Genomic DNA, 12,767 nt, shown 5'->3' with positions numbered 1-12,767 from the left:
AGCAACAAGTAAAGGCAATGTTGGAAAAAACGATCGCTCAAAAGTCAATTAAACTTTTGTTGTTGGAAAGTCAATCAAAATTCAATAACCCGATCGCGAGATGGCTAGATGAATCTCGCGACAAAATCAACCTGACTCGTGTGGATAGTGCTGCGATCGCCATGACTCGCATGAAGCAAGAGACTTTTGATCTTGTTTTATTAGCTCTATTCTCTGGCGATCGCGAGGAAAATATCAAGGCGATCGCACAATGTTTTCCCCTCAATAGAGAAGAAAATAACCCTGTAGAAGATCGTTATTTCCCCAATTTTTACTTTTCCCAACCCCCTCTCATTCTCCTCAGCGATCGCGACGATCCCGAACTTGCTAGACTAGCTCTTAGGGCAGGAGTCCAAGATTTTTTAGTCCTAGAAGACCTCAATCGCCGCCAATTTTTACGAATCTTGCGTCATACGACCCTGCGCCATAGTATAAACACTCAGAAGCAGTGCGATCGCTGTCCCATCGAAACAAACTGGAAATTTGCCGCTCAAATCTTGAAGGCGATCGCAAAACCGGTTTTCGTGAAAAACCAAGAGAATCAAAGTATTGCCCACAGTTCAGCAGAAGGCACTCAACATACAATCTCAACTAAAAAAAGTATTTTTACTCATCCTGATGGAGAAAAACCCCTAATCGGTTGCATAAGTGATATTATACAGCAGAAACAACAAGAGGCGATCGGGCAAAAACGCCAGCGCTATTTAGCAGCCTTAGTCGCAATCGGGCAAAAACTCTTAGATTGCCAAAACCCTTGCTCCTGTTACGATAACATCCTTCACATCCTCGGAACTACTTCAGGGGCATCGCGAGTTTATTTATTTGAAAATGACCGAGACGAACTGCAAGGACTGCGGATGAGCCAAAAAGCAGAATGGTGTGCCGAAGGCATTAACCCCGAAATCAATAACCCGATTTATCAAAATCTGCCCTACAAGGATTTTAGCCTCGAATTTGCAGAGATTCTCAGACGAGGAGAAACGATTTCCGACTTGGTGACTAATTTATCCAGTCCCATGCAAGAGATTCTCACCGAACAAGAGATTCTCTCGATTTTAGTTTTACCCTTACAAGTGAATGGGATATTTTTCGGCTTTATTGGCTTTGATAACTGCGTCGAGGCCAAAATATGGGATGCGTCTGAAGTTTCCTTGCTTCAATCTGTCGCAGTGTCTATCTCTTCAACCCAACAACGCTGGCAAACTGAAGTTGCCCTCAAAGAAAGCGAAGAACGCTATCGTTATATTGTAGAAACGGCAAACGAGGGCATCATTATCATCGATCGCCAAGGCTGCATTGATTTCGCCAATCACCGCGCTGCAAACACAATTGGATACGATCCCAAAGATATTATTGGCAAATCTTACACCCGTTTTATAAACGCAGAAATGCGGGAAATATTCGCCCCAATTTTACAACAGCCACAAACTGTCGGTTCGGAACAATACGATTTGAAATTAACCCATCGTTCGGGAGAATCAGTTTGGGTGATGATTTCTATTTCTCCTCTTTGGCAGAAGGGACAGTTTATCGGTTCCTTGGGCATGATGACCGATATTACCCAACGCAAAAAAGCCGAAGCCGATCGCGATCGCTTTTTCACCCTGTCAGCAGATCTGCTCTGTATTGCGGGAATTGACGGCTATTTCAAGCGCATTAACCCAGCCTGGTCGAAAATATTGGGGCATAGCCACGCAACCCTATTGGCTCAACCCTATCTCGAATTCGTCCATCCCGACGATCGCGACTCAACCCTTGCCGAGACGCAAACTTTGGGTAAAGGTGGAGTGTTGAACGTCAATTTTCAAAATCGCTACCGTTGCGCCAATGGAGATTATAAATGGCTGGCATGGAGTGCCACATCCTATCTCGAAGAAGGTTTAATCTATGCCGTAGCGCGAGATATCACCCCGGAAAAAGAATCCCAAGCCGCACTACAAGAAAGTACGCAAAGGCTGGCGGAGGCGCAAAAAGTGACCCATGTGGGGGACTGGGAAATCGACCTGATTTCCGGTCGAGTTACCTGGTCTGATGAACTCTTCCGCATCTATGGATTAGAAAACAAAAAACAGGATAATCTATCCACAAGAGAATTCATTTCCTCTTCCACTCCGATCGGACAAGAATATCTCCAATATATTCATCCCGACGATCGCCTTGCCAGCCAGGAAGCCATGCAACGGGCGATCTCTACTGGTCAACCTTATGAATTAGAACAGCGCATTCAGCGTCCTGATGGAGAAATTCACTATCTCCTTTTGCGAGGACAACCCGTAACCAATGATACCGGAGAAGTGATTCGCCTGTTTGGAACTGCCTTGGATATTAGCGATCGCAAGCAAGTCGAAGCTACCCTCGAGCATCGCATGGCGATCGAAGCCTTAGTGACCCATATTTCTACACAATTTATTAATTTAGATGCCAATGAGATCGATCGCGGAATTAACGATACTTTGCAGCAGATCGGCATATTTGCCAAGATCGATCGCGCTTATCTGTACCAACTTTCCGACAATGGCGAAACCATTAGCAAGACTCACGAATGGTGTGCTATGGACATCGATACTCAAAGAGAACAATTAGAAGAGGTTTCCGTAACTGCCTTTCCTTGGGCATTGCCTCAATTAAAACGCGGTCAAGTTCTCCATGTTCCCAATCTTTACCTCCTTCCCGTGGAAGCAAGCGTAGAACAAGCAAAATGGGAAGCAGAATCCATTCAATCTATTCTCTGCTTGCCCATGACGGATCGCGGACGGTTTGTCGGTTTTGTCGGATTTGATGCTGTGGGCGATCACAAAAGGTGGACGGTTGCCAGCATGAATGTCCTGCGGTTGGTGGGAGAAATTTTTACCAATGCTTTAGAACGGAAGCGGGTAGAAGAAGCCCTACAATTGACAAAATTTGCCGTGGATCGCGCCACTGATGCGATTTTCCGCATTGACAGCCAAGGCAATTTTTCTTATGTTAATCAAGCCGCTTGTCGGTCTTTAGATTACTCCTCAGAAGAATTGTTGCAGTTAAATATTAGTGATATTGATCCCAATTTGCCTGTAAAAATATTTAGCGAATATTGGCGGAGAATTAAAGATACAGGCTATTTGATTTTTGAGAGTATTCATTGCACCAAGGACGATCGCACGTTCCCCGTGGAAATGAGCGTGAATTACCTTGAATTTAAAGGAGAAGAATTTTGTTTTTGTTTTGTGCGGGATATTAGCGAACGACAAGCTGCACATCGCGATCGCCAACAAGCTGATATCATTCTCAAAGAGTCGGAAGAAAAATATCGCAACCTCCAAGAAACCTTCAGCGATGCGATTTTGATTGCCGATTTAGAAGGAAACTTACTGGGAGCCAATCGCAAAGCGGAAGAACTTTTAGGCTATAGCAAAGCGGAATTGTCCCAGATGCACTTTAGCCAAATTCACCCCCCCGAAGAACTGCCCAAGGCGATCGCCAATTTTCAGAAAGATGCCCTCACAAAAAGTCCCAGTTATTTTGCAGATACTCTCGTGTTAACCAAAGATGGGCAGCGCATCTCTGTTGATATTAGCAGTAACTTTAGCAAAGTGGGTGGAAAATGGCTCGTTCAGGGAGTATTCTACGACATTACCGATCGCAAGCAAGCAGAAGCCAAAATTCAGTATCGCTTATCCCTCGAACGTCTCATCGCCACTATTTCCAGCCAATTTATTAATCTTGAAAGCGAAGAAGTCAAGTTCGGAATTCAAGCCGCCCTGCAACAAGTCGGCAAATTTGCGGAAGTCGATCGCTGTTACGTCTTCGCGATCGATTCCGAAAGGCAAACCATGAGAAACCTTTACGAATGGTGTACCCCAGGGGTTCAATCCCATCGTGCCACGGGAGAAGATGTTCCCTTAAGCGTTTATCCGTGGTTTATTGGGCAAATTCAGCGCTTTGAAGTGGTGAATGTTCCTCGGTTGGGAGATCTGCCCCCGGAAGCGGGTTTTGAGAAAGAATGCCTTGAAGCTCAATCCGTTCTTTCTATGCTCAATGTTCCCATGCTCGTGCGAGGCAAACTATTAGGATTTATGGGCTTTGATGCCGTCCACAGCGAAAAACAATGGAATGCAGACGATATTGGCTTGCTGCGAATTATCGGCGAAATCTTTGCCCATACTTTAGAACGCCAACGGGCAGAACTGCAAGTCCGAGAGAGCGAAGAACGCTTCCGTCAACTGGCGGAAAATATTGCCAGTGTTTTTTGGATGACAGATTGGATGACAGATCCGGCCAAACAGCAAATAATTTATGTTTCTCCGGCTTACGAAACCATTTGGGGACGTGCCTGCGAAGAAGTTTATACTCGCCCTCTCTCTTTTATTGAAGCCATTCATGCGGACGATCGCGATCGCGTCATTGCTGCTTTTCCTCAACAAATCTGCGGCAAATACGACGAAGAATATCGCATACTTCGGCCCGATGGAGAAATACGCTGGATCCGCGATCGCGCTTTCCCCATTTGCAATAAATCTGGCCAAGTTTATCGCGTCGCGGGGATCGCTGAAGATATCAGCGATCGCAAGCGCTCCGACGAAGCCTTAAGGGCGATCGCCGAAGGAACCGCCGCTCAAATTGGCAGTGAATTTTTCCGCTCTTTAGTTCGCCATTTAGCGGAAGTTCTACAAGTTCGCTATGCCTTTATTTCCCAATGTCTCGACCCCGAAAAAACCCGAGTTCGCACCTTAGCCTTTTGGCAAGGGCAAGATTTTGGCGATAACTTTGAATACGATCTCGCTCATACCCCGTGCGAGAGCGTGATTCAGGGAAAGGTTTGCCTTTATCCTTGCGATAGTCAAAAATTGTTTCCCAAAGACGAAGACCTCGTAACCCTCAACGTTGAGAGTTACTCAGCCATTCCCCTTAATGATTCTGGGGGCAATATTTTAGGGCATCTCGCCATTATGGATGTCAAACCCATGACCGACACCCGCACCCCAGAATTGATAGTGCGGATTTTTGCGGCTCGGGCTGGGGCAGAATTAGAGCGCTTGCAAGCAGAAGAAGCCCTACAAACCAGCAAAGAACGCTTGCAACTGGCTTTAGAAGGCAGTGCTTTGGGATTATGGGATTGGCATCTTACCACTGGGGAAACTTACTTCAGCCCCCAGTGGAAAACCATGCTCGGCTACCGGGAAGAAGAACTCGAAAACGTCTATGGGACATGGGAGCGCCTCGTTCATCCGGAAGATTTACCGGAAGTTCTCGATATTCTACACGCCCATATTGAAGGTCGTACCCCAGTTTATCAGGCAGAATTCCGCATGGCGACAAAACAAGGGGACTGGAAATGGATTTGCGCCCGCGCTCAGGTTTTTGAATGGGATGAGGAGGGTAAACCCGTTCGCATGACCGGAACCCATAAAGATATTAGCGATCGCAAGGCGATCGATCGCATGAAGGATGAACTAATTTCGGTGATCTCCCATGAGTTACGAACCCCGATGACTTCTGTGCGCGGTGCTTTGGGACTTTTGGCAACAGGAAAATTAGGTGAGTTAACGAATAAGGGGCAGTCTATGTTAGAAATTGCCATTAATAATACCGATCGCCTCAGTCGTTTGATTAATGACATTCTCGATCTCCAACGTATCGAGTCCGGTCAATTCAATCTCAAATTTCAGCGTTGTAATGCTTACGACCTCTGCACCCAAGCCTTAGAAATGCTCCAAGATTTGGCGCAAAAACGAGGTGTCACTTTCTCTCTTTCTTGCGCCGATACATCGGAAATCTGGGTCGATCCCGATTACTTCATGCAAATTCTCAGCAATTTACTCACTAATGCGATTAAGTTTTCCGAACCGGGAATGGTGGTAAGTTTAGAAGCGAGAGAAGATGAAGGTCAATTTTTGTTTTGCGTGGGCGATCGCGGTCGGGGTATTGCCCCAGAGCATCAAGATAGCATTTTTGAACGGTTTCATCAAGTCGATGCTTCGGATTCTCGCCAAAAGGGAGGCACGGGTTTGGGTCTGGCGATCTGTCGTAGTTTGGTGGAACTACACGGAGGCAAAATTTGGGTGAAAAGTACAGTGGGGGAGGGTAGTTCATTTTACGTTATGATTCCTCTCGAATCGGATTTGATATAACAAGGAATCGAGGAAAAGGAAAACTATTATGACCTTCAAAATTCTCAGTTTAGACGGTGGCGGAATGCGCGGCGCACTTTCTGCTAGGATTCTACAAGCGGTAGAAATAGAACTCTGGGAGCAGAAAAAACTCAAACTACATGAGTATTTCGATGCGATCGCCGGAGTTTCTACTGGGTCAATTTTAGCGGCGGGTTTAGCGAAGGGAAAAACTTGTCAAGAATTATTAGAACTCTATCAACAAAATGGCGATCGCATTTTTCCTAAGTCTTGGAAAGAAAATCTTCCCGATCCTTTAAAACTCATTGCTGGATTGGTTTTGTCTCCCAAATACACTCATCAGGGCTTAGAAGAAGTCTTGCAGGAGCAATTAGAGAATACACCCATAAAAGCAATTAACAAGCCAATTTTGCATATCCTTGCCTACGATACATTCTATCGCAATACGACCCGATTTACTAATTTTCATCCTCATCTTGGCGATCGCTGGTATGACGATACACCACTTTGGAAAATTTGCGTTGCTTCCTCTTCTGCACCGACTTTTTTTCCTCCCTACGAATTAACACCCGAAAATCAAGAAAAGTTTGGCGACTGGAAATTCCCTCATATTGATGGGGGTGTCGCTGCGAATAATCCAACTTTATCCATGATTAGTGAAGCGCTATTATTGAGTCAACAGGAGATTATTTCTGATGAAGTTAAAATAGAACGAAATTTAAAGGATTTAACTTTAGATAATATTGCTGTCCTCTCCATTGGGACGGGAAATTCAGCAAAACCTTTTACCTATCAAACTGTTAAAAGCTGGAAAACAATGAAATGGGCAAGCCATATTGGTGATATTTTTATGGCAGCACCTCAAGAAATTGATAGCACGGTTTGTCAGCAATTAATGGGAGGATATCAATCAAAACGCTATCTGCGCTTACAATTCGATTTGAATGATTGGTACATTCCTAAACCGGGAGAAACTTTCCGCGATCCGCGCAATTTAATCCCTGTCAGTGAAACCAAAAATCGCTTTACTGGACAGCACGTTAGCGAAATAATAGATGATGGTAGCCCAGAAGCGATCGAAAAATTAATCGCGACGGGAGAACAATTTGTGGAACAAGGAAAAACTCGCTATTCTCGGGTTTATGGAGAGGGAGATTTTGTTAAAGTTGCGATCGCCAATTTCATCAAAATTCACAACTAAATTAGACTTGATAAAGCCACCCTCGTAACAAATAATAAATACTGGCCAAATATTCATCAACAATATCTGTTGTAATGCTTAATGCGTCCACAGAAGGTAATATATCTCGCACAGTAATACGTCTTTTTGGAGTAGCGTCTTTTTGGAAAGTATAAAAATCTGTGGGTGTTGGAATAACGCGAATTTTTTCTTTTCTAAATGTTTGTACTGCGCGACGCATTTTGATACCCGATGTAACGAGAAAAACCGGTTGTTCTAATAATCTTTCTTGACCCAAAATTTTCTCGACTTCTACCGCATTCATGCGTAAATTCAAGCCGCGAGTTTCCTGAATAATGCTATTATTGGGAATCCCCAATCGTCTTAAAATTCCGGCAATATCTTGGGCTTCATTCACTTGTTCTGGTTTTCCAGATAAATAGTTTCTTTGACTCGCACAAATAATGATTTTGGGGGAATTTCTCAAATTTCTTTGCTGATAATAGAGTTGCGTTGTGTAAAAAATTCGATTACCTGTTCTATTAAATTGAATTTGAGTTCTATAGGGAATATAAGGTTCGGTTGTATTTTGTCCCAACAAGACAATTGCCCCTACTATTTGTTGTGTTAGAGACTCAGTAGCTAAACAATTTTCTACACAAATATCTCGGAGGTCTTGTTGTGTTTCAACGGTATATTTTTCTATAGTATAGGCGCTTTGATAAGCAAAATAAGGATTACTTGATACTAAGAGAATAATGATGCCAATAGTCAAAAAAACGTGACCGGGTTTTTTGATTGCATCGCCTTTTTTGAAGTCAATTTTACGAACAGCTAATAAGAAGAAAAGAAGCGATAAACCCAAAGGTTTTAAAGGAAAAGAAAGAATTGACCAAAATGTAGAAACTGGAGTTAAAGTAGGTTTAAGATACGAAATTAAAATAATTCCGATTAAAAATGCACCACCAGTAATTGCTAATGCTTGTGTCGGAATAATTTTTGCGATCAGAAAATAAAGAAATAATAAAATCAGAATCGAAAGTAAAACAATGGAAAGAACTTCGATCATTGCTGCAAGGAGTAAAAATAGAGAACAAAAGTTTTTTAATGATCACAAATAATTGAGAAGAAAGGGGACAAGATTGTAAAACCCTGCAAACTCAATTTTAGTTTATTTGATTTTAGTTTATCTGATTAATGGCGTTTGAGTTTTGCTTCGATCGCCTCAATAACTGTTTCCAGAACAAAAACCCGAGCGTAATGCTTATCATTTCCCGGTACGATTGTCCAAGGTGCAGCAGGGGTACTGGTACGGGCGATCGCATGATTGACGGCGACTTCGTATAAGTTCCATTTTTCTCGGTTGCGCCAATCTTCCTCTGTGAGTTTATACTCTTTAAAAGGATTCTCTTTCCGTTCCTCAAAACGCTGTAATTGTTCCTCTTGACTGAGATGCAGCCAAAATTTAACTACCACGCAACCATCACTAATAAGTTGCAGTTCAAACTCATTAATCTCGCGATAGGCGCGTCGCCATTCCCTTGGTTTGGCGAGTCCTTCTACCCTTTCCACCAATACTCTACCGTACCAACTGCGATCGAAGATGCCAAATTTTCCCGCTTCTGGTAACTTGCGCCAAAACCGCCAGAGATAGTGATATTTTTGCTCTTCATCTGTAGGGGCGGCATAAGTGTTTACTTTATAGCTGCGAGGGTCTAAACTATCGGTTAAGCGCTTAATTGCTCCTCCTTTTCCTGCTGCATCCCAACCTTCAAATAGCAAAACGATGGGGATTTTCTGTTGGTGAATTTTTAACTGTAACTTTTGTAATTTTATTTGTGCCTTTCTTAAGCGCTTTTTATAATCATCGCGCTCTAAACTAAGACTTAAATCCACCTTTGCTAAATAATCGGGTTCCGTAGGGAGGAGTTTTTCTTGGGGTTGTGCGGGGATTTCTGGTTGGGCGATCGCGGCGCGATCGAGGGCTTCGGTTAAGACGGCGACCAGTTGAGACAGTACCTTAATTCTCGCCCAATACTTGCAATTAGACTCCACTAAAATCCACGGTGCAACTCCGGTACTGGTATGCAGTAGCATTTCCTCCGCTAAAGCCCGATATTCCTTGTAATGATCGACTTGTAGCCAATCCTCCGGACGTACTCGCCACGCCGTCAATTCGTCCTTAGAAGCCTTTTTCAAGCGCTTTTTTAATTCCTTGCGTCCGAGATGAAGAAAGAATTTGGCGATCGCCACCCCATCATCGCTTAATTGTCGCTCAAAAGCGTTAATTGTCGCCATTGCTTGGGGAACTTTGACGGCTTCGACGCGATCGAAGAGTCGATCTTCAAGTAAGTGACCATACCAACTGTGATAAAAAATCCCAATACTTCCGTGAGGAGGAAGCTGCTGCCAAAATCGCCATAAAAAAGGATATTTTTGTTCTTCTAATGTGGGGGGTAAAGTCGGATAAACAGAGAAACCCCGAGGGTCCATATAGTTAACCATCTTCTTTAATAATCCCCCTTTTCCCGCCGCCGCCCAACCTTCCAAAACCACCACAAAGGTTAATTTCTTTTCCCAACAGGCTTGTTGCAGCGATCGCAACTGGCGCATTAATTCCTCAATCTGAATTTTATAGGTTGCTTTATCGAGAGAACGATCTAAATCTAAGGTATTTAACATTACTTGATTTTTAATATTTCAATAATTTATCCCTCATTATACAACAGTTACGCAGATTGATCTTAATTTTAGCCTATCTTTTTTTTACCTCTCAACCAATACGTTACCATTTCCCCTTTTCCTTTAACTTGAATTGTTCCTCTTTTTTCCAAATCAAATGTATCTTTTAAACGGGCATAAGTTGCTTCTGTCACTTGAATTGCAGAAGGTTCTCCCGATGATTCCATACGCGAAGCAATATTCACTGCATCTCCCCACAGATCGTAAATAAATTTCTTTTTACCAATTACCCCTGCGACCACAACACCGGTATTAATTCCAATCCGAATTTGCAGGGGACGATCGTATTTTTTTTGAAATTCTTCCACCGCATTTTGCATTGCTAATGCCATATCTGCCATTGCTTCTGCATGATCTGACCTAGGAAGCGGTAAACCCGCCGCAATCATGTAAGCATCACCAATTGTTTTAATTTTTTCTAATGCAAATTCATCGACTAATTTATCGAACTGGGAAAAGATTTCATTGAGTAACTTGACCAATTCAATCGGGGATAATTGCGAAGATAAAGCCGTAAAACCAACAATATCAGCAAATAAAATAGTCACCTCATCAAAATGTTCCGCGATCGCACTTTGGTCACTTTTTAGAGTTTGAGCAATGGCATGGGGCAAAATATTAAGCAACAATTGTTCAGCTTTTTCTTGTTCTTCTTCTAATCGTTTTTGTTTTTTCTCTAATTCTTGTTCGCTACTTTCTAGAGAAGATAGCATCCAATTAATTGTATCAGCAAGAGCGTTTAATTCATCTTTGCCTGGGATTGAAATTCTTCGAGAAAGATCGCGAGTTTTGCCAATTTTTCGGACGGTTTTACTAACATGGCTCAATCGTAATAAAATCATTCTTTCCAGAAGAACAATCATGCCAATACTAAAAATAATGCCAACAATAATTAAAGAAAAAATTAAATAGTATAAGCTCTTTTGACCTTGATGATAAATATCACGAGGGTTAGTAACTTGTAAAAGAAATATCGGTCGATCGTAAAGATCGCGAAATATTGTATAACCGGAAATTTCTTCAGAATTGAGTGTTTGAGTTAAGATTGCAGTTTCATTAGGGTTTAAATTCTCTTGTTTCTCTAACCGATCGCGAAGGGATTGTAAGTTTTCTGGAAGTGGGCGATCTTCCAAAGGATAAATCTTTAAAGAGAGTTGAACTTGTTTGGCAATTTCTTGAATTCTTTCGTCATCAATATAGCGTCCAAATGCTAAAGTTCCGCGAATAGGTTTGTTTTTTTCACTGTTTAAAATTGAATGCGCCGCAAGGATTGCAATCTGTTTATTTAATACAAAAAATCCTTTAATACTGCTATCAGAACCCTCACTAGACAAGCGAAGACGATTGGGAGATAGCTGTTGTGTCAGAATGGGAGGAATAGTAACATTTCGATTGATTTCTCCGTCGTAAAATTCCGTGGCAAAAACAAGTTTTCCTTGCAGATCGAGAATAGAAACAAAATTAAAATCTAATTTTTCGATGGTTGGAGGACGTAAATCGGTACTTAGAAAACTCGGATCGCGAGTGTTAACAAAATTGTAGGTATTATCCCAATGAGACCAATCCTCTGCTAGAATATTGAGGAGAGAAAGTTCTTTTTGAAAAACGGCGATCGCCCTTTGTACATTCTGACGGGTATCTTGTTTTTCGAGTTGCGAAAAACTGCTTAAAAAAACAAGGGATAAACTGATGGAAAGAACGGCAATTAAACCAGTTAGGAGGCTGCCGATCGCAATTAAGGTTTTTTGTCGGAGGTGCATGGGCAATTAAGGCGCGAATATGATTATCTTTCTTCCCTCATTAATAACCAATATCCCGTATAATTCGCATTAAAATTATCGGGTTGGATGAGAAGAAAATGTAACCCCTGACTCTGTTGCAATCTTTGTTGGTATTGTTGGGCAGCATGAGAGACTTCTGGATCGGAAAAAGTCTGGAGAATCCAGCGATCGCATAATCCTGCTTCTAACACAATTCCTCCAGATAAGCCAACTTCTGTAGGGATATAATCGAGAGAATAAGGTTGGACTTCTTGCAACCAGCGAGCTAGTTGCATCGATCGCCGCCCACCTTCGATAATAATACCGGGGAGGAGAATGGAAGAAGCTAGACCCAGTTTAACCGGATCGAAGTCGTCAGGAATATCGAGAATAGGAATCGGGCGATCGCGAAATTTCCTGACGCTTTCCCCCGCAGGTAAGTTAGCAAAACGCCATCTTTCCCCCCAAAGGCGATCGGGAAGGGGCTGAGGGGGCGGTTTTATGACGCTTACAGACTCATGGCGCTGTCTCAGGAGTTGTTTGATGGCGATCGCGTGTCGCGTGGTTTCTAGGGGAATTTCCAGTTGTTTCGCAACTTCTGCCAATAAGTTAGCGCATTGCGGGCGAAAGACTTGGAGGCGATCGGGCATTTTTGGGGTAAGATTTTGCCATTGAGCCAGGATCCAATTGATACTCACCTCTTGTTGGGGGCAATTTGCTGCATGGATGAGATTTCCTTGGCGATCGCAGATTATCAATTCCCAGATTGCTTGGGTTTCGGTACTCAAACGGGAAGATTGATAAAGATCGACTTGCCAAATTGTCATGAGTGGATGATGGATTATTGAACAAAATGTCGAGCGCAGTCCCTACCCATAATCTTTGATTTGGGTAGGGTTAGCGAGACCAACAAAGGAAATCGCGAAGCATCCGACTAGA

6 protein-coding genes are annotated in these 12,767 nt (G+C 42.9%); 2 read left to right on the top strand and 4 right to left on the bottom strand.

Annotation, left to right across the window (positions count from 1 at the left end; all coding sequences use genetic code 11):
* Positions 1-17 precede the first annotated feature (17 nt).
* Positions 18-6,146, top strand: a complete 6,129-nt coding sequence (locus tag JUI58_RS12245) for a PAS domain S-box protein (protein WP_204104072.1) — start codon at positions 18-20, stop codon at positions 6,144-6,146.
* A 28-nt stretch (positions 6,147-6,174) separates the two neighbouring features.
* Positions 6,175-7,347: a patatin-like phospholipase family protein gene (locus tag JUI58_RS12240; RefSeq protein ID WP_204104071.1), complete on the top strand. Its 1,173-nt coding sequence runs from the start codon at positions 6,175-6,177 to the stop codon at positions 7,345-7,347.
* A 1-nt stretch (position 7,348) separates the two neighbouring features.
* Here JUI58_RS12240 and JUI58_RS12235 read toward each other — a convergent pair whose 3' ends face one another.
* The 4 genes from JUI58_RS12235 to JUI58_RS12220 form a co-directional block, all read right to left on the bottom strand.
* Positions 7,349-8,395, bottom strand: a complete 1,047-nt coding sequence (locus JUI58_RS12235; RefSeq protein WP_204104070.1) for a YdcF family protein — start codon at positions 8,393-8,395, stop codon at positions 7,349-7,351.
* 125 nt (positions 8,396-8,520) lie between these two features.
* A complete protein-coding gene (gene pap / locus JUI58_RS12230) occupies positions 8,521-10,008 on the bottom strand; it encodes a polyphosphate:AMP phosphotransferase (RefSeq protein WP_204104069.1) in 1,488 nt (495 codons plus the stop codon).
* A gap of 68 nt (positions 10,009-10,076) precedes the next feature.
* Complete coding sequence (locus JUI58_RS12225) at positions 10,077-11,828, bottom strand: adenylate/guanylate cyclase domain-containing protein (protein ID WP_204104068.1); 1,752 nt, start codon at positions 11,826-11,828, stop codon at positions 10,077-10,079.
* Positions 11,829-11,851: 23 nt separating this feature from the next.
* Complete coding sequence (locus JUI58_RS12220) at positions 11,852-12,655, bottom strand: Tab2 family RNA-binding protein (protein ID WP_204104067.1); 804 nt, start codon at positions 12,653-12,655, stop codon at positions 11,852-11,854.
* Between the last annotated feature and the right edge of the window lie 112 nt (positions 12,656-12,767).

It is taken from the genome of Spirulina sp. CCY15215 (assembly GCF_016888125.1).
Classification (GTDB): domain Bacteria; phylum Cyanobacteriota; class Cyanobacteriia; order Cyanobacteriales; family Spirulinaceae; genus CCY15215.
Note: the sequence above shows the minus strand (reverse complement) of the source record. Positions and strands in the feature narration are given on the sequence as shown.

Excerpts from the sequence above, each read along its gene's own strand:
- JUI58_RS12220 (WP_204104067.1), bottom strand. The coding sequence starts at position 12,655 with ATGACAATTTGGCAAGTCGATCTTTATCAATCTTCCCGTTTGAGTACC.
- JUI58_RS12225 (WP_204104068.1), bottom strand. The coding sequence starts at position 11,828 with ATGCACCTCCGACAAAAAACCTTAATTGCGATCGGCAGCCTCCTAACT.
- JUI58_RS12245 (WP_204104072.1), top strand. The coding sequence starts at position 18 with ATGTTGGAAAAAACGATCGCTCAAAAGTCAATTAAACTTTTGTTGTTG.
- pap (WP_204104069.1), bottom strand. The coding sequence starts at position 10,008 with ATGTTAAATACCTTAGATTTAGATCGTTCTCTCGATAAAGCAACCTAT.
- JUI58_RS12240 (WP_204104071.1), top strand. The coding sequence starts at position 6,175 with ATGACCTTCAAAATTCTCAGTTTAGACGGTGGCGGAATGCGCGGCGCA.
- JUI58_RS12235 (WP_204104070.1), bottom strand. The coding sequence starts at position 8,395 with ATGATCGAAGTTCTTTCCATTGTTTTACTTTCGATTCTGATTTTATTA.